This window comes from Novacetimonas hansenii (assembly GCF_014843995.1).
GTDB lineage: Bacteria > Pseudomonadota > Alphaproteobacteria > Acetobacterales > Acetobacteraceae > Novacetimonas > Novacetimonas hansenii.
Genome location: NZ_CP062147.1, coordinates 1,222,198 through 1,244,172, shown reverse-complemented (window position 1 = coordinate 1,244,172; position 21,975 = coordinate 1,222,198). Strand labels below are relative to the sequence as shown.

At 64.6% G+C, this 21,975-nt stretch carries 16 protein-coding genes; 9 read left to right on the top strand and 7 right to left on the bottom strand.

Going from position 1 to position 21,975, the window contains the following annotated elements; translation table 11 throughout:
* Positions 1 to 4 precede the first annotated feature (4 nt).
* The 4 genes from gpmI (at position 5) to IFJ82_RS05360 (ending at position 5,186) form a co-directional block, all read left to right on the top strand.
* Positions 5 to 1,558 (top strand): 2,3-bisphosphoglycerate-independent phosphoglycerate mutase, encoded by a 1,554-nt coding sequence (gpmI, locus tag IFJ82_RS05375; protein WP_192265822.1) that lies wholly within the window; start codon positions 5 to 7, stop codon positions 1,556 to 1,558.
* A gap of 41 nt (positions 1,559 to 1,599) precedes the next feature.
* The gene (locus IFJ82_RS05370; protein WP_225578793.1) at positions 1,600 to 2,925 is read left to right on the top strand and encodes a murein hydrolase activator EnvC family protein; all 1,326 of its coding nucleotides are present in this window, start codon (positions 1,600 to 1,602) and stop codon (positions 2,923 to 2,925) included.
* Between the two features lie 150 nt (positions 2,926 to 3,075).
* On the top strand, positions 3,076 to 4,677 hold the full coding sequence (locus IFJ82_RS05365; protein WP_192265820.1) for a S41 family peptidase: 1,602 nt from the start codon (positions 3,076 to 3,078) through the stop codon (positions 4,675 to 4,677).
* On the top strand, positions 4,674 to 5,186 hold the full coding sequence (locus tag IFJ82_RS05360) for an RNA pyrophosphohydrolase (protein WP_075596061.1): 513 nt from the start codon (positions 4,674 to 4,676) through the stop codon (positions 5,184 to 5,186). Before IFJ82_RS05365 ends, IFJ82_RS05360 begins: the two co-directional genes overlap by 4 nt.
* 255 nt (positions 5,187 to 5,441) lie before the next feature.
* Here IFJ82_RS05360 and IFJ82_RS05355 read toward each other — a convergent pair whose 3' ends face one another.
* The 6 genes from IFJ82_RS05355 to IFJ82_RS05330 all read right to left on the bottom strand — a co-directional run bounded on the left by IFJ82_RS05355 (position 5,442) and on the right by IFJ82_RS05330 (position 12,581).
* Complete coding sequence (locus IFJ82_RS05355) at positions 5,442 to 5,846, bottom strand: NUDIX hydrolase (protein ID WP_192265818.1); 405 nt, start codon at positions 5,844 to 5,846, stop codon at positions 5,442 to 5,444.
* On the bottom strand, positions 5,846 to 7,420 hold the full coding sequence (locus IFJ82_RS05350) for a DHA2 family efflux MFS transporter permease subunit (protein ID WP_003621018.1): 1,575 nt from the start codon (positions 7,418 to 7,420) through the stop codon (positions 5,846 to 5,848). The genes IFJ82_RS05355 and IFJ82_RS05350 overlap by 1 nt, the downstream gene beginning before the upstream one ends.
* The gene (locus tag IFJ82_RS05345; RefSeq protein ID WP_075625019.1) at positions 7,417 to 8,508 is read right to left on the bottom strand and encodes an HlyD family secretion protein; all 1,092 of its coding nucleotides are present in this window, start codon (positions 8,506 to 8,508) and stop codon (positions 7,417 to 7,419) included. Before IFJ82_RS05345 ends, IFJ82_RS05350 begins: the two co-directional genes overlap by 4 nt.
* A gap of 150 nt (positions 8,509 to 8,658) precedes the next feature.
* Positions 8,659 to 10,413: an ABC transporter ATP-binding protein gene (locus tag IFJ82_RS05340; protein ID WP_040512487.1), complete on the bottom strand. Its 1,755-nt coding sequence runs from the start codon at positions 10,411 to 10,413 to the stop codon at positions 8,659 to 8,661.
* A gap of 188 nt (positions 10,414 to 10,601) precedes the next feature.
* Positions 10,602 to 11,936: a CCA tRNA nucleotidyltransferase gene (locus IFJ82_RS05335; protein WP_225578792.1), complete on the bottom strand. Its 1,335-nt coding sequence runs from the start codon at positions 11,934 to 11,936 to the stop codon at positions 10,602 to 10,604.
* A gap of 69 nt (positions 11,937 to 12,005) precedes the next feature.
* Positions 12,006 to 12,581 (bottom strand): DUF1285 domain-containing protein, encoded by a 576-nt coding sequence (locus IFJ82_RS05330; protein WP_075625070.1) that lies wholly within the window; start codon positions 12,579 to 12,581, stop codon positions 12,006 to 12,008.
* 258 nt (positions 12,582 to 12,839) lie between these two features.
* Between IFJ82_RS05330 and IFJ82_RS05325 the strand changes: the two genes are divergently transcribed.
* The 5 genes from IFJ82_RS05325 (at position 12,840) to IFJ82_RS05305 (ending at position 20,665) form a co-directional block, all read left to right on the top strand.
* Positions 12,840 to 13,889 (top strand): AAA family ATPase, encoded by a 1,050-nt coding sequence (locus tag IFJ82_RS05325; RefSeq protein ID WP_075596058.1) that lies wholly within the window; start codon positions 12,840 to 12,842, stop codon positions 13,887 to 13,889.
* An 8-nt stretch (positions 13,890 to 13,897) separates the two neighbouring features.
* Positions 13,898 to 14,977 carry a DUF58 domain-containing protein gene (locus IFJ82_RS05320; RefSeq protein WP_225578791.1) on the top strand — a complete coding sequence of 360 codons (1,080 nt, stop codon included), beginning with the start codon at positions 13,898 to 13,900 and terminating at the stop codon, positions 14,975 to 14,977.
* Positions 14,974 to 17,817, top strand: a complete 2,844-nt coding sequence (locus IFJ82_RS05315; protein WP_192265816.1) for a DUF4159 domain-containing protein — start codon at positions 14,974 to 14,976, stop codon at positions 17,815 to 17,817. The genes IFJ82_RS05320 and IFJ82_RS05315 overlap by 4 nt, the downstream gene beginning before the upstream one ends.
* Positions 17,817 to 19,958 carry a glutamine amidotransferase gene (locus tag IFJ82_RS05310; protein ID WP_040512494.1) on the top strand — a complete coding sequence of 714 codons (2,142 nt, stop codon included), beginning with the start codon at positions 17,817 to 17,819 and terminating at the stop codon, positions 19,956 to 19,958. The genes IFJ82_RS05315 and IFJ82_RS05310 overlap by 1 nt, the downstream gene beginning before the upstream one ends.
* A 104-nt stretch (positions 19,959 to 20,062) precedes the next feature.
* Complete coding sequence (locus tag IFJ82_RS05305; RefSeq protein WP_003621033.1) at positions 20,063 to 20,665, top strand: ankyrin repeat domain-containing protein; 603 nt, start codon at positions 20,063 to 20,065, stop codon at positions 20,663 to 20,665.
* A 34-nt stretch (positions 20,666 to 20,699) separates the two neighbouring features.
* Here the strand turns inward: IFJ82_RS05305 and IFJ82_RS05300 are convergent, their stop codons facing one another.
* Positions 20,700 to 21,953, bottom strand: coding sequence for a DNA adenine methylase (locus IFJ82_RS05300; RefSeq protein WP_192266345.1), 1,254 nt, complete (start codon positions 21,951 to 21,953; stop codon positions 20,700 to 20,702).
* Between the last annotated feature and the right edge of the window lie 22 nt (positions 21,954 to 21,975).

The following is a 21,975-nucleotide window of genomic DNA, read 5'->3' as shown; positions in this document are numbered from 1 at the left end:
ACCCATGCCCACCCATGCACCCACCCACAGCCCCCGCCGTCCCGTCATGCTGGCGATCCTCGACGGTTTCGGCTGGCGCGATGATACGGCAGACAACGCCGTCGCCGCAGCCGACACCCCGACCTTCGACCGGCTGTGGGGCCACGATCCGCACGCGTTCCTGCGCACATGTGGGGAGGATGTCGGCCTGCCGGAAGGACAGATGGGCAATTCTGAGGTCGGGCACCTCAATATCGGTGCGGGCCGCGTCGTTATGCAGGAACTGCCACGCATCAGCGCCGCCCTGCGCGATGGCAGCGCGGCACAGGCACCGGTCATGCGCGATTTCCTTTCCGCGCTGAAGAAAAGCGGTGGCACCTGCCACCTGATGGGCCTGGTGTCCAACGGGGGAGTGCATTCGCATCAGGATCACGCCATCGCACTGGCGAAGATCATCTGTGCGGAAGGGATTCCCGTCGCACTGCATATCTTCAGCGACGGGCGCGACACCGCCCCGCATTCGGGCCGCGATTATGTGGCGTACCTGTTGCGCAACCTGCCGCCCCTTGCGCATGTCGCCAGCATTTCGGGCCGATATTACGCCATGGACCGTGACCGGCGGTGGGACCGCGTGCAAAAGGTCTATGACGTCATCACCGCAGCCCACGGACCGCACGCCGCCAGCGCCGATGCGGTGTTGGAAGCGTCCTATGCCAAAGGTACCACGGACGAGTTCATCGAGCCCACCGTCATTGGCGATTATCAGGGCATGAAGGATGGCGACGGGATCGTATCATTCAACTTCCGCGCCGATCGCATCCGTCAGTTGCTCGACGCGCTGCTTGAACAGGGGTTTGAGGGGTTCCACCGCAAACGCGTCATCCACTTCGCCGCCGTCCTTGGCATGACGCATTATTCCGACCGGCTGGCGCAGCTGATTTCCATCCTGTTCCCCCCCCAGGAACTGCGCGACCTGCTGGGCGATGTGGTGTCGGCCGCAGGGCGCAGGCAGCTTCGCATGGCAGAGACGGAAAAATATCCCCACGTCACCTATTTCCTCAATGGCGGGCGCGAGGCGGAACTGCCTGGCGAAGACCGGATCATGGTTCCCTCCCCCAAGGTCGCGACCTATGACCTGCAACCCGAAATGTCGGCCCCCGAACTGACACAACGCGCGGTGGAGGCGATCGACAGCGGCGAATACGACCTGATCGTCCTGAATTTCGCCAATCCCGACATGGTGGGCCATACCGGTGTGCTGGCTGCCGCCATCAAGGCGGTGGAGGCCGTGGACACCGGCCTTGGCCGCATCGTAGCGGCCATCGACCGCGCGGGTGGTGCGCTGCTGGTCACGGCGGACCACGGTAACGCCGAAACCATGTTCGACCCGGAAACACAGGGGCCACACACGGCCCATACCCTCAACGTCGTACCGGTGGTGCTGCATGGGGTGGCGGGCGCGCATGTGCATGACGGTCGGCTGGCGGACCTTGCGCCCACGCTGCTTGAACTGATGGGCCTGACGCAGCCGGCGGCGATGACGGGACGATCCCTGATGGATGGGCCCACGCCATCCTGACGGGTCCGCTTTACGCCATCACGCTACGTCGCGGCGCCTGCATGGGGGTCATGTGGCTTGCCATCGCGCAGGCCACCATGCCTGCCTCCATCGCGGCCCCGTTGGCATCCCATACGCCCCATACGCCATCCCGGTCCCATGCGGGCGCCAGTGCGGCACCCCAGGGGCATGAGACCCAGACCATCCGTCGCCAGATCGAGAATGCCCGCGCGGAACGCGCGGCGCTGCTGGCACGTGAAAAACAGCAGGGCGCGGAAATGCAGGCCCGCGTGAAGGCCCAGCACGACGCCGAGGCACAGGCCCAGCGTGACGCCGCGCGTGCCACCGAACTGTCTGCCGCCACCGTGGACGCCACGGCGCGCCTGCAACGTACGGAGCAGGATACGGCCGACCTCGACAGCAGGATCGCCGCCCTGCACACCGAACAGGACACCCTGCGCCACGCCCTGGCGCAGGAGGTCGCGGCAATGACGCCCCTGCTGCCGGTGGTCGAACGCCTTTCCCTCTATCCCGCCGACACGCTGCTGGCGGTGCCGCTGCCTGCTGATCGCGCGGTGACGGGGCTGCTGGTCATGCGTGGGTTGATGACACGCATTGCCCAGCAGGCACAACAGATCCATGACCGTCGCACCCGCCTGACGCAGCTTGATACCGAACTGGCGCAGCAGAAGGGGCGCATGGCGCAGTTGCTGGCACAGCAAGAAAGCCAGCGCGACAGTGTCAACCGCTCCGCCCATGCGGCATTGGAGGCGCAAAAGCAGTCCAATGCCGCCGTACGCAGCGCAACCCAGCAGGTAGAGGATGCCGCCCGCCGGGCATCGAGCGTACAGGACGCCATCAGCCGCATCGAAGAGGTGGAACGCACGGCGCAGGCCAACCTTGAACGTGCGGCACAAGAAGCCGAGCGCGCCCACCGCACGCAGGAAGCCGAGGCCACACGCGCCCGTGCCCGCGCGCTTGCCGCCGGTCCCGGCCCGGGCGTCAACACGACACGTCCCGGGGGCGCGGGGGCGCCCGTGCCCGGCAACATCGTCACAGGCTGGGGCCAATCCACCGAAAGTGGCCCGGCCAGCGGCGTGACCTATGCCCCGCCATCGCGTGCGACGGTGCGCGCACCATGCAGCGGGCGAGTCGATTTCGCAGGCCCCTTCCGCTCCTACGGACAGATGATGATCCTCAACTGCGGACAGCATTACCGCTTTGTCCTTGCCGGAATCGGGGACATGGCCGTCGCCCCCGGCCAACAGATCGTCAAGGGCGCACCGGTGGGACAGATGCCCGCATGGTCGGGCACGCAGGCGCGCCCCACCCTGTTTGTACAGTTGCGGCGCGGTGGCAGCACCGTTAACCCCGCGCCCTATCTGTAGAATTGGTTTACACGGTTTCCGTGTGCGCCAAGTTCGGTATAAGATGTGCGACCGACGACGGACGATGATCGCCCCCCCCCTGTATGGGGCAGATCACCATATGCAGGCCAGAAGCCGATGCGCGGATGGCCATTCAGGAGACGACGACGCATGAAGTTCCGTAATGGCCTGCTGCTTGGTTGCGCCTTTCTTGCTGGCATCGCGGCAGGTCCACAGATCGCCTTTCATTCGGGCGGGCGGTGGCTTGACCTGACATCCATCGCCCATGCGGACAGCCCGTCACCCAAGGATAATTCCCCGCACGAAATCGAACAGCTTATGTTCCTGTTCGGCTATGTGCTGGAAAAGGTGAAGGCAAACTACGTCGAACCCGTCTCCACGCGCGACCTGATCACCAATGCGCTCAATGGCATGCTCAGCGGGCTGGACCCGCACAGTTCCTACATGACGGAAAAACAGTTTTCCGACCTGCAGGTCCAGACAAAGGGCACGTTCGGTGGCCTCGGGCTGGAGGTGCAGGGCGAAGACGGGCATGTGCGCGTCGTCTCCCCCGTGGACAACACGCCCGCGGCCCGGGCAGGTATCCGGCCGGGTGACTTCATCGTCGCCATCGACGGCAAGAACATCGACGGGCAGCCGCTCGATCAGGTCGTCACCCGCATGCGTGGCAAACCCGATACGCGCATTACCCTGACGCTGATCCGTGAAAAGACGCCCAAACCGATCATCGTGACCCTGACGCGCGCGATCATACCGCTGCAGGTCATCAAGTCGGCGCTGTATGAATCCACCGGCTATATCCGCATTGCCCAGTTCAATGAGGAAACGCAGCGCGGATTGGTGGATGCCTACAAAAAGCTGCAGGCCCAGACACATGGCAAGCTTAATGGCCTGATCATCGACCTGCGTTCCGACCCTGGCGGGCTGCTGACGCAGGCCATCGACGTTGGCGGCGATTTCATCAAGAATGGCGAAATCGTCTCCACCCGTGCGCGCCACCCACAGGACAGCCAGCGCTGGGATGCCCATAACGTGGACATCACCAACGGACTGCCGATCGTGGTTCTGATCAATGGTGGCTCTGCTTCCGCCAGTGAAATCGTCGCCGGAGCGCTGCAGGACCATCACCGCGCCGTGCTGGTGGGGGAAAAGACGTTCGGCAAGGGATCCGTGCAAACCATCCTGCCGATCCCCGGTGAAGGGGCGATCCGCCTGACCACCGCGCGCTATTACACGCCGTCCGGCCGCTCCATCCAGGGGTTGGGCATCATGCCCGATATCGTGGTCAAGGAAAGCCGCGACGATGACAGCTACAGCATCCGCGAGGCGGACCTGGCGCATATCATCAAGAACAGCGGTGGCAACACGGCGCAGGCCCCGACCCGCACCGACCTGCCCGCCATCGCAAAGACCCTGCCGCATGAACCACCCGCCGGGTGGCCCGATTACGATCCGACCAAGCCGACGACCGACTTTCAGTTGCAAGAGGGCCTGAAGGTCGTCCATGCGATGGCTGGCCTGCCGGTTACACCCGATACCACCAAGGCCAATGCGGCAGCACCCACCACGGTCAACACCCCGACGACACAGGCCAAACCCGGCGCCAAGGCGGCACCTGCGGAACAGCAGGCACCGGTCACGCCTACGGCCCCCGCCACGGCCCCAACCACGCCAGCAGCACCGGCAACGCCCTCCGCCCCTGTTGCACCGGCCACGCCGCCTGCCACACCTTCCGTGCCCGCACATCCATGAGCATCAATAAATCCGACCTACCCTATCGTCCCAATGTGGGGGCCATGCTGTTCAACGCACGGGGCGAAGTGCTGATGGCGCGTCGCACCGACATGCCCGGCGCAGGTGGTCCCGTTACAGAGGGTGTATGGCAATGTCCGCAGGGGGGCATTGATGACGGTGAAACCCCACGACAGGCGGTGATGCGCGAATTGATGGAAGAAATTGGTACCGATCACGCCACCATCATTGGCGAATATCCGCAGTGGATCAGCTATGACCTGCCCGATCACCTGATTGGCAAGGCACTTGGCGGTCGATTCCGGGGACAGACACAGAAATGGTTTGCCCTGCGCTTTGCAGGACACGATGGCGATATACGCCTCGACACGCATCTGCCGGCCGAATTCGACATGTGGCAATGGGTGCCTGCTTGCGACATGTCACGGCTTAATGTCGGTTTCAAACGGTCGGTCTATGATCAGGTCATGCAGGAATTCAGCCGTTTCGCCAAACCGGCCGGGGCATAGGTCCTGTGGAACAGACCTGCGGGAAAACCATATAAGCTTTCAGGCAGTTTTTTAAAAACTGCCTGTCTTTGGCGCTGTTTTTGCAAAAATCCCTTAAAGATTTTTTGAAAACAACGCATTGATAAAAAATAAGGAAAGTTTTTGGGCGCCGCCTTTTTTCAAAAAGGCGGCGTCTTCTGAAGCTTTTTAGAAAAAGCTTCACCAAAAACCTTTATAATTTCAGGATGTTATAAAGCCTGACTTTTCAAACACCCCTTACAACTGGCGAAGTGCGGGCATGACCTGAGTGCGCAGCAGCGGGGCCAACAGTGGCCCGGCCTTGGGATCATGAAGGTCAATCCAGCGAATTTCCGCAATTTCCGCCTGCGCCTGTGGAATGCCTGACAGGTCCGCCAGCCAGATATCGGCATGCACCGTCCGCCCGACCTCATGCGCGGCAGGGGCCGTATACCGCCCCAATGGCCGCGCACCACCCGGGTGCAGGGCACAACCCAGTTCCTCCATCACTTCACGTTGCAAGGCGGCAAGACCTTCTTCCCCGGGTTCGGGCTTTCCCCCCGGCAGCATGAACAGTCCCGTCCCCACCTTACGCACGCATAACAGGGCGCCATCACGGACGATCGCGGCACAGGCAACGCGGATGTCCCCATCCGCCGCCATTACTTGTCCCCTCCCTTGAGCGGCGACATCAGGAAGCAGAACGGCACCACCAGAAGCGATCCGATCCCAAGGATCATGAACACCTCGTTATAGGCAAGGATCGCGATCTGTTTGGAAAACTGCTGGTACAGCTTTCCCATGGCCACGGAATTGACGACAGGTTCGGCAAAGCCCCGCGCCACCGCCGCGATACGCGCCTGTGACAGATATTCGTTAAAGGGCTGATGGAACGGCGTCATCCAGTGGACCATATTGCTCTGATGTGCCTGACGCAGTTCCGTCACCATCGCTGTCGCCCCGGAGATACTGAGCGATCCCAGCACATTGCGCGCCATGCTGAACAACGCGGAACCATCGGCATTAAGTTCACGCGGCAAGGTGGCATAGGTGATGGTCGAAATCGGCACGAACAGGAAAGCCATGGTGGCCGTCTGGCTCATACGGAACAAGACGAGATGGCGGAAATCCAGTGCCGGGACCAGCCGCGCCGACCACAACATCGACATGCCCATCAGGAAAAAGCCAAAGGCGATGATGTAACGCAGTTGCACCTTTTTCATCGCCATGCCGACAAGCGGGATCAGGATGATGACGGCCACACCGCCGGGCGACAGGATCAGGCCCGACAGGGTCGCGGTATAGCCCATGACCTGCTGCGCAAACTGCGGCACGATGATGGCAGAGGAATAGAGCAACGCCCCCACCGCCCCCATCAGCGCAGTGCCGACCGCGAAATTCCTGTCCTTGAACACCCTTAAATCCACGGCCGGTTTCTTGGTATGCAACAGCCAGGCAATGGCCCCGCCGATACCCAGCACCGCCAGGATCGCCATGATGACAATGATGCGCGACCCGAACCAGTCTTCGTCCTCGCCACGATCGACCGCGACCTCCAGACAGCCGAACCCGATGGTGATCAGGCCGATCCCGATGAAATCCAGCGGGGCCGGCTGCTTGCGCGCCCATGGCGGGTCCTCGATCATAAACGACACCGCAACCGTCGCCAGTGCGCCGACGGGCACATTGATGAAGAACACCCACCGCCACGAATAATTGTCGGTAATCCACCCCCCGAGCGACGGTCCGATGACGGGGGCCACCACGGTTGCAATCGCCGTCAGGCCAAAGGCCGCAGCGCGTTTTGCCGGGGGAAAGGTATCAAGGATGATCGATTGCTGGTTCGGTTGCAGGCCGCCCCCGAAAAACCCCTGCAACAGGCGGAAGAAGATCAGTTCAGGCAGGCTGGTCGAAATTCCGCACAGGAACGAAGAGATCGAGAACATCGAAATACATATCAGGAAGTATTTCTTTCGCCCGAACAGCTTCCCCAGCCAGCCGGAAATGGTCAGCACGATGCCGTTGGCGACAAGGTAGGATGTCAGCGTCCATGTCGCATCATCATAGGTGGACGACAGGTTCCCCGCGATGTGCGGCAGGGAGACGTTGACGATGGTGGTGTCAAGGATCTCCATGAACGCGGCAACCGTGACCACCACGGCAATCAGCCACGGATTATGCTTCGGCTTCCACGCCTGTTCGGCGTGGCCATCGGTGGGGGCTGCCGCCGCACTCATCGCGTGAAGACCGTGGGTTCGACCGACAGGCCAAGCGACAGCGGCAGGTCAGGACGCAGCCCTTCGTCGATCAGGATCTTGACGGGGACGCGCTGGACGATCTTGACGTAATTGCCCGTAGCGTTTTCTGGCGGGAAGGCGCTGAAGGTCGCACCGGTACCCAGCTGCAACGAATCAACATGCCCCTTCAGCTTCAGGAACGGATAGGCGTCAACCGCGATATCCACCTTCTGCCCCGGACGCATGTTCGCAAGCTGCGTTTCCTTGTAATTGGCGACGATCCACACCTCGGGCTCCACGATGGAAAAGAGCGTCTGCCCCACCTGTGCAAGGGTGCCGCGCTCGATATTACGCTGCGAGATCCAGCCATCATGCGGTGCGCGGATCACGGTCCATTCAAGGTTCAGCTCCGCCTGCCGCAGCCGGGCTTCCGCCTCATGCTCCTGCGCCTGCGCCTGGGAAACCTTGCTCTGCGTGCTGGAAATATTGGGCTCCACCGGCAGGGCCTGCTGCAATTCGCCCTGCGCCTGCAACACGCGGGCCTTTGCCTCGTCCAATGCCGCGGTGGCGTAATCTATGTCCTGCTGCGACGTGGCGGCACGGGCAACGGAATGCTGCCGCCTGAAATCGGTCTGCGCGCGGAATTCCTGCGCCTGTGCGCCCTGCAACGCGCCTTGTGCCGCCAGCAGGTGGCCGGGGAAGTTCTTCTGCGCAACGGCAAGCATCAGTTCGGAACTTGCAACCTGTGCGCGGGCTATTTCCAGGTTGGCCGCGGCCTGGTCGCGTTCGGCGCGCCAGTCACGGTCATCAAGCCTCGCAAGGACCTGCCCTTCATGGACGAACTGGTTGTCATTGACCAGCAGCTCGGTCACGTAACCACGCACATGCGGTGCGATCGTGACCGCACGGCCAGAGGTAAACGCGTCATCGGTCTCCACCTCGCCCCGATGCAGGAACCAGTACACCGCCGCAGCAAGGACCAGCGCGACGAGTACCGCGATCAAGATGATCTTGCGGGACGATTTTTCCGTGGGCTTGTGGTCGCTTGCCTGTGCTTTGTCTGGCGTCTGGGCTTCATCACCGGCCATGTGGTTCCCTCATTTCGTGCGATTCGTATCTTCCGGCTTCGCGCAGCGCGACCGTATTGACCGAACGGGTCGGTCAATGCATGGCACGAACGCGAAGCGACTTCAACCATCGTGCATGGCTTATTCGCCCCTAATGCACCAGCAGGCGCACTACAGGCCAAAAGCCTGTGTTCGGACCATACGGGCATAGACGCCGTCATGGCGCATCAGGTCATCGTGGGTGCCACGTTCGACGGCCCGCCCTTCGGCCATCACGACCACCAGATCTGCGGAACGAATGGTGGACAGGCGATGGGCGACGATGATGGTCGTCCGCCCGTGACGCAGATGCGCCAGCGCCTGCTGCACGGTGGCCTCGCTTTCGCTGTCAAGCGCGCTTGTCGCCTCGTCCAGCAGCAGGATGCGCGGATTGCGCAGCAGCGCACGCGCCAGGGCGACACGTTGACGCTGCCCCCCCGACAACCTCTGCCCCCCCGGCCCGACGATGGTGTCATACCCATCGGGCAACGCCATGATGAACGCGTCCGCCGCCGCCGCACGGGCTGCCGCACGCATCTGCGTTTCATCGGCATGGCGGTTGCCCATGCGGATATTGTCCCCCACCGACATGTCGAACAGCAGCGAATCCTGACTGACATAGGCAATGGCATCGCGCAGGTCCGACAGGATCAGGTGGCGCAGATCCTCCCCATCCAGCACGATCCCGCCGCCGGACACGTCATGCAGGCGCGGCACCAGCGACAGGGCCGTGGACTTCCCCGCCCCCGACGCCCCCACCAGTGCAACGGTCGTACCGGGGCGGGCAACGAAATCCAGCCCCGCCAGCCCCATCCGCCCGTCGGGATAGACGAAGGACACATCATTGAAACGCAGATCCCCACGCCCGGCGGGCAGGGGCCGCGCGTCGGCAGACTGACACACTGCGGCGGGTTCATCAATGACCTCAAAAACACGCTGTAACCCGCCCATGCCTTCCTGCAGCGCGACATTGAGCGTGCCAAGCGCGCGCAGCGGCCGCGCCGCAAGCAGCAGCGCTGCGACAAAACCGGAAAAATCCCCCAGCGTCGCGCCACCCTGCGTCGCGCGCCACCCGGCAAAGCCAAGCACCGCCGCCACCGCGATCCCGCCCAGCACCTCCAGCATCGGGTCCACGCGCGCACGCCCCCGCGCAATGCGCAGCAGGCCGGCATGCAGCATGTCGAGGACATGGTTCGCGCGCGTCTGCTCCACCGCCTCCAGCCCATAGACGCGGATGGTACGGGCCTGCGCAAAGCTTTCGGTCAGCAACGCGGCAGTACTGCCTGTCTGTTCATGCACCCCCCCCGATTCCCGGCGCAGGCGCTTACCCAGCCTACGCACGGGCATTGCGGCGATGGGATACAGCACGGCGGCGATCAGGCTGAGTTCCCAATCCATGTAGAACATCGACACGATCAGGCCGACGACCGTCACGCCATCGCCAAGCGCGTTGGTCGCACGGATCATCGCCTCGCGGATGGAAACGGCATCGGTGGTGAACCGCGCGGCCAGCCGGGCCGGGGCCTCCGCCTCGATGCGGGAGATGTCGGCATTCACCAGATGGGCGAACATCCGCCCCTGCAGACCCCGGATGACCGACAGGACCAGCCCCTGCACCGCAACACTCTGCCCATATTGGGAAATGGCCTTGGCCGTGGTGATCAGGACCACCAGAATCGGAACCTGATACAGGATGCGCCTGTCCTGCGTTGCGAACATGTCCAGCGCACGCTGGATCACCAGCGGATACAGTGCGCTGAAGACCGCCATCAGGGCCGTCAGCACCACCACCCCCGCGATGCGCAGGCGATAATGGCTCAGCTCCTCGCGCCACAACCGACGGGCAAGCCCGTCGGCTGACGCCGGGGCATGGGGATCTGGCGGCATTCTTTTTCCGGCGGCATCGGGCCGCGTCGATCGAACAACGTTCATACGGCCCTATAAACTCCTGCATGCCTTTAATGCAAAACCGGTTCGTGTTTTTTTCATCGCCCCAGAAAAACGGCACCCAAAAACGGGACGGAAAACCGGCACGGAAAAACCGGGACACCACGAAATCCGGTGTGGCGTGCCCCTCAGGCCCCCAGCACATGTCGCAGGTGCGCAAGGCAGGCGACGCGATCCGCCACGCATCCCCCCGACAGCCACCAGTCCCGCACCTGTGCCAATATCGCCCCTACACGGGGGCCGGGCGGGCATCCGGCCGCCACCACGTCGCGTCCCGCCAGCGTAAAGACCGGGCGTGGGCATCGGGTTATGATGGCACGCAGGTCGTCCCACCCGACATCGGGGCGCCCCAGCACCTCCCCCTGCCGCAGCCATGTGCGCGCGATTAGGATATCGGCCGGGTCCGCCACCAGCATGCGCGCGATCTCCGCTCCTGTCATGCCCGGATGAAGGCCATCGCCCCCACCATGCAGTGCCCCATCATGCACCGCCCGCACGAAACGTTCATCCGCGCGCGACAGCCGCAGCCGTTGCGCCACCGCCTGCATGTCCCCCACAAACAGTGCCGCGCACCGCAGCAGCGCATCTGCCGGCCCATCGCAGGCCAGCAGCCGCCCAAGGCGTGAAAGGTCGTAGCCTTCGGGCAGGATACGGGCCAGCACGCCGCCATGCTCCATCAATGCCAGTGTGGCCGCAACCCGTGGTCCGGTCAGGATACGGCGCAGTTCGGACCATATCCGTTCAACCGACAGGCGTTCGACCATGGGGGCCAACGCGGTTGCCGCCGCCATGGCATCCGCATCGGGCGCGTCGCCACCATAACGGGCATTGAACCGGAAAAAACGCAGGATACGCAACGCATCCTCCGTAATACGGGCGTGCGCGTCCCCCACGAAACGCACACGTCCCGCCGCAAGGTCCGCCCGCCCGCCAAACGGATCATGCACCACGCCCGCACGGTCGCAGGACATCGCGTTGATGGTGAAATCACGCCGGGCCGCGTCCTCGCGCCAATCATCGGTCCATGCAACCTGCGCGTGGCGGCCATCGGTCTGTTCATCACGGCGCAGGGTCGTAATTTCGTAAGGGCGCCCCTCCAGCACCGCCGTCACCGTCCCATGCGCCAGTCCCGTCGGCACAACCCGGATGCCCGCAGCGCCCAGCCGCGCCATGACGTCCTGCGGGGGAAACGCCGTGGCCATGTCCATGTCCGACACCGCACGTCCACACAACAGGTCCCGCACCGCACCGCCCACCAGCCGTGCATCAGGCACGATGTCCCATATCCGCGCCAGTGTCGCGACAGTCTCCGGCCGCGCGCGGTACAGCCGCGCCAGCGGGTCAGAGGCAAGCTGAACATGGGCAAGCTGAACGGGGGCAGGCTGAGCATAAGCAGGCTGACCGGGGGCGGACTGACGCGGCGTAGGCTGGGTGGGGGCAACTGGCGGCAGGGCATCGTTCATCGCCCGTCCCCTGTGCAATAAATCCCCCCACGCACCCCGAAGCATCGGCACATCAGACGAGGCGTGGCGTCATTGCGCACAGCCATCCCCGTCATCATCGTCGCCCATATCCCCCTCCCTGCAACAGGGCAGGCGGCCAAGGGGGAAGAAAACCCCGCCGCTCCAGACCCCAAGGCAGGGGGCGCCGTGGCAATGCCCCGGCACCGCAAGGGCCGCAAGTTCGTAATAGACAGCCCGCGATACCCGTGCCTCGATCGGCAGGGGACCATCGCCCGGCCGCACCTGCACATACGGCACCGCCCCGGCCCCGTCCTCGTCACAGGGACGGTCCCAGTCGACACGAATCGGATGGTCCGGCCCGGCACAGACCACCTGATCCACATTGGTGCGAAAGGACAGGACCTGATTACGGCCACAGCCGCACCATTCAAGGCTGACGGCGACAAAGGGCGCGTCCTCCACCTCTATCGTGCCGGATTCCACCGGGGTCTGCAGCCGGAACGCCCCGGTCAGGTCACGCCGCAATGTGGAGGCGAACAGGCAGACCATCGGCTTGCGCGTAATGGGCGAGCCACGATACAGCCACGTCCCGTCCCGGCGGATCAGGAAAGGCAGCGCCCCGCATGACGGACCGCCCGGCCCCATGGATGCCCCCGTGGATGCCCCCGTGGCCGCGCGCGCCCCTTGCGAAGGCATGCCCGGACCGGCATCGTGCCCCTGTCGCCCGGCAACGGAACCTGCCGCAGCGGGGCGGCCAGCAGCGGGGCGCATGCCACCGAATGTGACTCTCGTCTCGAAATCGTCCGTCAAGTGCGTTAACCCGAACATTATGAAACCTTGCTCCACCTGATATAGGGAGCAACCCCGGCTTGATGAAACCCCCGGACGTGTCAGACTGAAGGAATGATGACCTCCGATGCCTTTTCCCCCTCCCGCGCGGAGCCTGCGAACATGACGATATCCTCCCCCCCCGATGCCATACAGGCCGCGGCGATGGCCGATGCCACTGCCGCACGGCTGCGCGCCGCCCGTGCGGAGGTGGGCAAGGTCATACTGGGACAGAATCGCGTGATCGACCTTGCGCTGACATCCCTCCTCGCGGGGGGGCATGCGCTGCTGGTGGGTGCGCCGGGGCTGGGCAAGACGTTGCTGGTCACGACCATCGGGCGGGTAATGGGCCTTGATGCACGCAGGGTGCAGTTCACGCCCGACCTGATGCCGTCTGACATCCTCGGCAGTGAAATCCTTGACGAGGACGCACAGGGGCGGCGCAGCTTCCGCTTTGTCGCCGGACCGGTTTTCTGCCAGTTGCTGATGGCCGACGAAATCAACCGCGCAAGCCCGCGTACACAGTCCGCCCTGCTGCAGGCGATGCAGGAACACCATGTCGCGATCGCAGGCACCGACCATGCCCTGCCGCGCCCGTTCCACGTGCTGGCGACGCAGAACCCGATCGAACAGGAAGGCACCTACCCCCTGCCCGAGGCGCAGCTTGACCGCTTCATGATGCAGATCCTGCTTGATTTCCCGGACCTTGAGGCCGAGCGCGCCATGCTGCTGGCCACCACCGGCACCACGCAGGCCACGGCGGAACCTGTCATGAGCGCGCATGACGTCATCGCGGCGCAGCAGGTCGTACGCGCCCTGCCCACGGGGGAAAAGGTGGTGGACGCCATCGTCCGCCTGGTGCGCGAGGCCCGCCCGGAAACCACCAGCACCCCCGCGATCCGCGATGCCGTGGCCTGGGGGCCCGGCCCGCGTGCGGCACAGGCGCTGATGCTGGCGACGCGGGCACGCGCGCTGCTTGACGGGCGGCTATCGCCCACGCTGGATGACGTCGCAGCACTGGCCCACCCCGTGCTGGCGCACCGCATGGCCCTGACCTTTACCGCACGGGCCGAAAACCAGAAACTGGAGCAGTTGATCGACGGACTGCTTGGGCATCTGGGCTGATATGGGTCGTGGCTGATCATATGCCCGCGCCCGCTTTCCTCAGACGCTTCTTTCCACGCGCCAGAAGGGGCAATACCCCAGGTCATGGCGTGGGGGATACCGTGGGGAAAAGCGCCACCGTCGGGACCACCACGTCCGCTGTCCTGCCCTCTGGTATCCTGCCCTCTGGCCTCCCCATGGCCACGCAGGACGGACCCGCCCTGGCACGTGCGCTGGCCGCACGGATGCCTGCCCTGATCATGACGGCACGCCGGATCGCACAGGCGGTACAGCAGGGCGGGCATGCCCGACGCCGGGCCGGATCGGGAGAAAATTTCTGGCAATACCGCCCGGCACAACCCGGGGAGGCCGCATCGCGCATCGACTGGCGACAGTCCGCGCGCGGCGAACGTCCCTTTGTGCGCGAAAACGAGGCACAGACAGCCCAGACTATTTTCATCTGGTGCGATAACAGTTCCTCCATGAACTGGCACTCCTCCGACACCCTGCCGAGCAAGGCGGAAAGCGCCCTTGTGCTGGCGCTGGCGCTGGCGGCGATCCTGCTGCGGCAGGGGGAACGCGTGCGCCTGCTGGGCGCGGATGGCGCGACGGTCACGGCCATATCGGGTAATGGCGGGCTGGAACGCATGGCGATAGTGCTGATTGATGCGATGCGCCGCCCTTCCTCGCCCGCAACCCTGCCACAGGCCGGACATCTTGCGCGCAATGGGCGACTTGTACTGCTGGGGGACGGGTTATACGATCCGGCCGCATTTTCGGGCCTGTTGCGCGCGGCGCTGGCGCGACAGGTGCGTACCAGCCTGATCGAGGTTATCGACCCGGCAGAACGCGACATGCCCTATTCCGGGCGCACGCGGTTCATGGGGCTGGAGGATGAAGCCCCCCTGACCCTGTCTGCCGGGACGGACCTGCGCACCGCCTATCGTGCGGCATTCACGCAGCATCAACAGCAGCTTTCGGACCTGTGCCGCGCCGGCGGGAACGCGATGATCACCCAGACCACCGACCAGCCCCCCGAACGTGCCCTGCTGGCGCTGCATGCGCAACTTGCCGCGGCCCACCATACAGGCGGGGGGATACGCGCATGATCCTGGCCGCACCATGGGTCTTGTGGGCGTTCGTACTGCTGCCGGTGGTCTGGCTGCTGTTGCGTGCGCTGCCGCCGCGTCCGCGCGAACAGTCCTTTCCCCCCATCGCCCTTCTGCGCGGGCTGGACGCGCGCAATGATGACGTGGCACGCGCGCCGCTGTGGCTGCTGATCCTGCGTTGCATGGCGGTGGTCCTTGTCATCACGGCCTGCGCACAGCCTTTCATCACGCGTGACCGCGCAGGCATCAGCATGTCTGCGGACACGCTGCTGGTGATCGACAATGGATGGGCCGCCGCCCCCGGCTGGACACAGCGCCTTCGCGCGGTGGACAGCATCCTTGAACGACTGGCGCGCAATGGGCATTCCGTGCGCCTGCTGCTGACGGCGCCACCCACGGGAAATGAGGTCATGCGGGTTGGCGATGCGCAGGACCCTGCGATCATGCGCACGATACTCGCCCCTTCGGAACCGCAGCCATGGGGGGTGGACCGCCGGGCCGCCACCGGGGCGGTGCGGGCGCTGCTGCAACATGGCTGGCACGGGCCGGTGCTTTATCTGGCGGACGGAATGGCGACGGGCGATGACGCGGCGTTCGCCACGGCGCTGCGCGATGTCGGTCCGGTGCATGACCTGCGCCTGCCCGATGCGGATATCGTCACCCTTGCCCCCGGCCATAATGGTGCCGAGGCGCTGGACCTGCGGCTGCGCACGGTACCGCGTCCCGTCCTGCGCCAGGTCAGCGTGCGGGCGCAGACCATCGACAACAGCACGCTACAGGTCCTGCATGTTACGATGCCCCCTGATGCACATCAGGCCGATGTGCGGCTGACGCTGCCGGTGGAACTGCGCAACCAACTGGACCATGTGGAGGTCGATGCCATCAATGGCCCCGCCAGCGTACGACTGCTGGATGAAAATGACCGCAGGCGCCCGGTGGGCCTGATTTCGGGCAACGCGTCGGATACCCCCCTGATGGGCAGCCTGTTCTATCTGCGCCGGGCGCTGGCGCCGGGGGCGGAACTGCGCGAAGGGACACTTGACACATTGCTGTCGCGTCCCCTGTCCATCCTGATCGCCCCGGACGGCACGCTGGGCAGTCCCGATGCACGCCACAAGGTCGAGGAATGGGTCCGCAGGGGCGGCACACTGATCCGCTTTTCCGGCCCGCTGCTTGTACAGGCCGCGGGTGGCACGGGCATTGCCCCCCCCGTCCCTGCCGACGGACCGCGTACCGATCCCCCCCCGGCCGAGACCACTTCGCGCGATATACACGGGGCCAATACCTCTGTGGCGGATACCCTGCTGCCGGTGCCGCTGATGGATGGGGAACGCGTGCTGGGTGGTGCGATGTCGTGGAGCAAGCCTGAACATCTTGCCGCTTTCGATGCGCGCTCGCCCTTCCATGACCTGCCGGTGCCTGCCGATGTCACGGTGTCCAAACAGGTGCTGGCACGGCCCTCGACCGACCTGGACACCCATACATGGGCCCGGCTGGTGGACGGGACGCCGCTGGTGACGCATGCGGCACTGGGGGCGGGACAGGTTGTGCTGTTTCATGTCACCAGCACGGCGGACTGGTCCAACCTGCCGCTGTCCGGCCTGTTCGTCGGCATGCTGCAACGGCTTGGCGAACGGGCGGTCGGCATTGAAACCCCGGCGGACCAGAGCCTGCTGTCACCTTACATGACGCTTGATGGCGCGGGGGTGGAAGGTCCGCCCCCCGCAGGCGCGCAGGCCGTACGTGCCGATGCGTTCGGACATATCGCGGTATCCGCGGCGCATCCGCCGGGCCTGTACGGCCCACGCGCGTCGCGCCGGGCGCTGAATATCGGCGATGATGCGGGGGAAATGCTGCCGCAACAGCCGGTTGGTACGGTCATGGACCTGCGCGGGCAAACCCCCGACCTCGCACTGGGACCGATCCTGGCGGTATTGGCGCTGGGGCTGGTTCTGGTGGACGGGATCGCCGCGATCCTGATGCGTTCGGGCATGATCCGCGCGGGCGGGGGGTGCACGAACGGACGGCGGGCGGGACTTGTCAGCGCCGTCATCCTTGCGGCACTGGCATCGGCGCCCTCCGCGCCCGCATGGGCCGAAACACGCGACGTGCCGGGGGCGGCACTGGAAACGCGTCTGGGCTATATCATCACGAACCATGCAGATATCGACGACGTCTCGCGCGAGGGGCTGCAGGGCCTGTCGGATTACGTGAATGCCCGCACCTCCGCCGTGCTGGGCCATCCCGATGCGCTGGTGCCCGAACGCGATGACCTGTCTTATTATCCCATGATCTACTGGCCGGTAACAGCGGACGCCACCGCCACACCCGCGCGCACGGCGGCGCTGAACGCCTATATGCGCCATGGCGGTATTCTGATGATCGACACGCAGGGGCAGGACCCCGCCACGGCCCAGGCGGGAAATGACGACAGCTTTACCGGTTCCGCCCCCGGAACCGCGGCCGCATTGCGACGCATGACGGCGGGTCTGGACATCCCGCCCCTGACGAAGCTGGATGACCACCACGTCCTGACGCATACGTTCTACCTGCTGCATGACTTTCCCGGCCGTTATGACGGGATGCCCGTATGGGTTGCGCAGGAAGGCGACAGCACCAATGATGGCGTCAGCCCCGTCATCATCGGCAGCAATGACTGGGCGCATGCATGGGCGGTGGATGACAGTGGCGGCACGCCCTATGCCACCATCCCCGACGGCCCCGAACAGAGGACGCTGGCCTATCGCTTTGGCGTCAATGCCGTGCTGTATGCCCTGACGGGGAATTACAAGGCAGATCAGGTCCATGTCCCGGCCCTGTTGAAGCGCCTGGGGGAATGATGCCGTCACTTGACCGCCTGCATCACATGATCGGCTTTCAGCCGCTGGTACCACCATGGCTGCTCTGGGTGCTGGGCGGCGCGCTTCTTGCGATGGGTGCATGGGGGATCGCACGCCGCGCACGGGGCACAACGTGGCGGGTGCTGGCGGGTGCGGGGCTTGTGCTATGGCTGTCGGGGCCACAGCGGTTACGCGAAAGCTGGCATCCCCTGCCGCAGACGGCGCTGGTGGTGGTGGACCAGTCGGCGTCCATGTCCATCCGCGACCGCGCGGTCATGGCCCATCGCGCCGCCGAACGCGTGCAGGAGGAAATCGGCCATATCGACGGGTTGCAGACCCGCACCATTACCGTGCGCGATGCCCATCATGACGGCACGCGCCTGTTTTCCGCCCTGACACAGGCGGCATCGGACATCCCGCCCTCACGCCTGGCCGGTGCGGTCATGATTACCGACGGGCAGGTTCACGACATCCCGGCCCAGTTACCCGAAGTCCTGACACCACCGGATGCGCAGGGCCATCGCCTGACCCTGCCGTTGCATGTGCTGCTGACGGGACAGGGCGAGGAAACGGATCGCCGCCTGCGCATCCTGCAGGCGCCGCCTTATGGCATCGTGGGGCAGGACGTGACGATCCGTGTGGAAGTGGACGACCTTGGCCGTCCCGACGCCCGGAACGCCACGACGGAACTGACGATGACCCAGGGCGGCGCACAGCCCAGCAGCCGGATCGTACGGATCGGACAGCCACAGGACATCACCCTGCCTGTTACCCATCCTGGCCCGATGCTGGTGGGACTGTCGGTACCGGAACTGCCCGGTGAGGCATCGGACATCAACAACCGCGATATCGTGCGTATCAACGGCGTGCGCGACCGGCTGCGTGTATTGCTGGTTTCGGGCACACCGAACCAGGGCGAACGTGTATGGCGGCGGCTGCTGAAGGCCGATCCGTCGGTCGATCTGGTCCATTTCACCATCCTGCGCCCACCCGACAAGGATGACGGCACGCCGCTATCGGATCTTGCGCTGATTGCATTTCCCGTCAACGAACTGTTCCAGCAGAAGATCGGGCAGTTCGACCTTATCATCCTCGACGGGTTTGAAAATCACGGCATCCTGCCCCAGGCCTATCTGCGCAACATCGCCAACCATGTGCGCGAGGGCGGCGGCCTGCTGCTGATTGGCGGGCCGGAGTTCATCGGTCCGGGGTCGTTGCAGGACACGCCCCTGTCGGAAATCCTGCCTGCCCATATCACGCCCGACGGGGTGAGGAACGAGAAGTTCCGCCCCATGCTGACCGAAGCGGGGCAGCGTCATCCCGTGACGGCGCGGCTGCCCGGTGCCCCGGCATCAGCCGGCGGGCCGGGCTGGGGACCATGGTATCGCAGCCTGGCATCCGATTCCGTCAATGGGGAAGTGCTGATGACCGGCCCGCATGAGCAGCCTCTTCTGGTGCTGGACCATGCGGACAAGGGACGTGTGGCCTTCCTGATGTCGGATCAGGCATGGCTGTGGTCGCATGGAGAGGGCGGCGGCGGTCCACAGTCCGAACTGCTGCGGCGGATTTCACACTGGCTGATGAAAGAGCCGGAGTTGGAGGAAAACCAGCTTGAGGCTGAAATCACGGGCGGGCAGCTCAACATCACCCGTCGTTCTCTCCTGCCTGCGCCACCCGCGATGGTGCGCGTGACCCATCCCGACGGCACGATGCAGCAGGTCCCCCTGACCGCGACAGGGGACAAGGGCGTCACCACGGCGCACCTTCCCGCCCGCGAAAACGGGATCTGGAGCGTACGTGACAGCGATGGGCATGAGGCATTCGCGGCCCCCCGCGCCGAAGATCCGCAGGAATTCGCGGACCTGCGCGCCACCGCAACGCGCCTGCAGCCGCTTGTCGCGATGACGGGCGGCGGCATGCACTGGCTGGGGAAACGGGCGGAGAGCGCATCACTGCCCGCGATCGGAATGGTCAATGGCGCGGCGCATTCGACGGCTGAGCGTTTCGACTTTCCCGACCGCCATGCCCATATCGTGACCGGACAGCAGGCACATGCGTTGCTGCCGCCATGGGCGGTGCTGCTGTTCGTGCTGTCGATGCTGATGCTCGGCTGGTGGCGCGAAGGGCGCGCACGGGCATGAGACTAAAGTTTGCGTTACCCTGCCACCGTGCGATATTGCTGCGCTACGGGGTAATGCACACCTGCATCGCGTACGGCGCGCGGCGTTTATTCATGGGACACGACATGCTTTCCAGACCAGGCATCGGGCTTCTTGCGGCGTTTTTCCTGTCGGCCGTTCCTTTCGCCACCGTGCCGCTGCACATGGCCCATGCGCAGGATGCCGATGATGCGGAAGCCGAGGCCGACGCCGCCGACGCCGCCAAGAAGGCGGAGGCCCGACGCGCCGCCAAGGCCGCCGCCCCCCCGGCCGCCCTGCCTGGTGCGGAGTCGAACGAAGAAGTGCGCGGCCATGCCAGCAATGACATGAACCCGACCGATGCCCTGTTCGACGCCATTAACCGTGGCAGCCTTGGCGCAGCGAAAGAAGCACTGAACCGTGGGGCGGACATGACCGCGCATAACGTGCTGGGCCAGAGCCCGCTGGACATGGCCATCGACCTGAACCGCAACGACATTACATTCCTGCTGCTGTCGATGCGCACCTTCTCCGATTCCGACCCACATTTCGCATCCGGTTCGACCCAGGGTCCGGACATGGATGAAGCCGCGGATACGGTCCGCACGCCACCGCTGGCCGGGCGGGCCAGGCATGTTGACTCACGCTATGACGTAACCGGTGGCCATGCGAAACCGGCGGCGGGCTTCCTCGGGTTTGGCGGTAGCTGACGCACACCACGCGGCTGGCACCCCAGGCCCTTTCTCACCCCCCGGCAGAAGCCGTTTCGGGATGCTGCGCCAGGATGCGCGCCTCCGCCATGCGGATTTCGTCCACGATCTGTGTCACCGTGCGCGTGCATCGCTGCCCCACACGCGTCAGGAGGATGAATTCCACATTCATCGGTTTGGATGAAAAACGCTGGCTGCTGACGCGGTAACGCTTGTATCCGCGTGTAAAGACCGATACCTGCCCCAGCGCCCGGTTCGCCGCGACCATATCAGGCAGGTCAATCATCCCGTCAGTGCTATAACTTGTGGCGATCCAGCGCACGGGCAACGTCTCCAGCAGGCGGGCATAGGCCTGCGTGGCGCGATCGCGGTAATTATAGGCGCTGCGCCGTACGGTGCGCCAGTCAGTGCGGATCGCAGCCTTGTCACGTCCGCTGATCTTGGGTGAAAGGGCAGGCTGGTCCCACAGCACGATGCTGTTGAGGACATGGTAATTCGCGCCATAGGGGTGCTGGTTATAAGGCGGGTCGATATAGGCAATGGCCGGACCGCGAAGATAGGGGCGCAGGTTGCGCGCAACGTCCTGCGCATCGGCGCGCAGCACAACATTGTCTCGCCCATTATCAAGGAACGTCGCAGGGCGCAGGCACAGGTCGGCGGCGATACGGTACAGCGCGGTGCCCGTCCGTCCACCCCACCCATTGTGAAACCCCTTGAACAGGCCACTGGTATTGCTGTTGTAACATGCACTGAACAGCAAGGGCGCCAGAAGGCACGCGCGCTGCACCGGCGACAGCAGGCCCTCGGTCTCCCACGTTGCCACCTGTTCACGGATGGCGTCGATCCGCCGCCCGTTCTTGCGCATATAGAACATGCGGTCACGCGCCACATCATAGGCGTCGTCATCGTCAGGACAGAGGTGACGCGTCACCCATCCATCCACCGGCGGTAACGCATTGAGGCGCGCCATGACCTCCTCATACCCCACACCATTGAAAAACAATGGTGCGCGCTGCGCCAGAAGGTAACAGTTGCCAAGAACCTCGCCATAAGGTTCCCAGTCATTGGCAATCACGCGAAAGCCCATCTGCTTGGCCAGCCGCCCGACAACCCCTGTTCCGGCGAAGAGGTCTACGAAATCTGTGGCATGGGGGGGCTCCCCGGTTGCCGCGATCGCCCTGGCGATCAGGTCGAGCAGCTTTCGCTTGCTACCGATATAGGGAATGAGCTGGCTGAACAGGAAATCGTCGGTACTGTTCGCGGAATGCGCTGTGCGGTTCCATTCCATCGCCTGCCGCCCGCCCGGACGA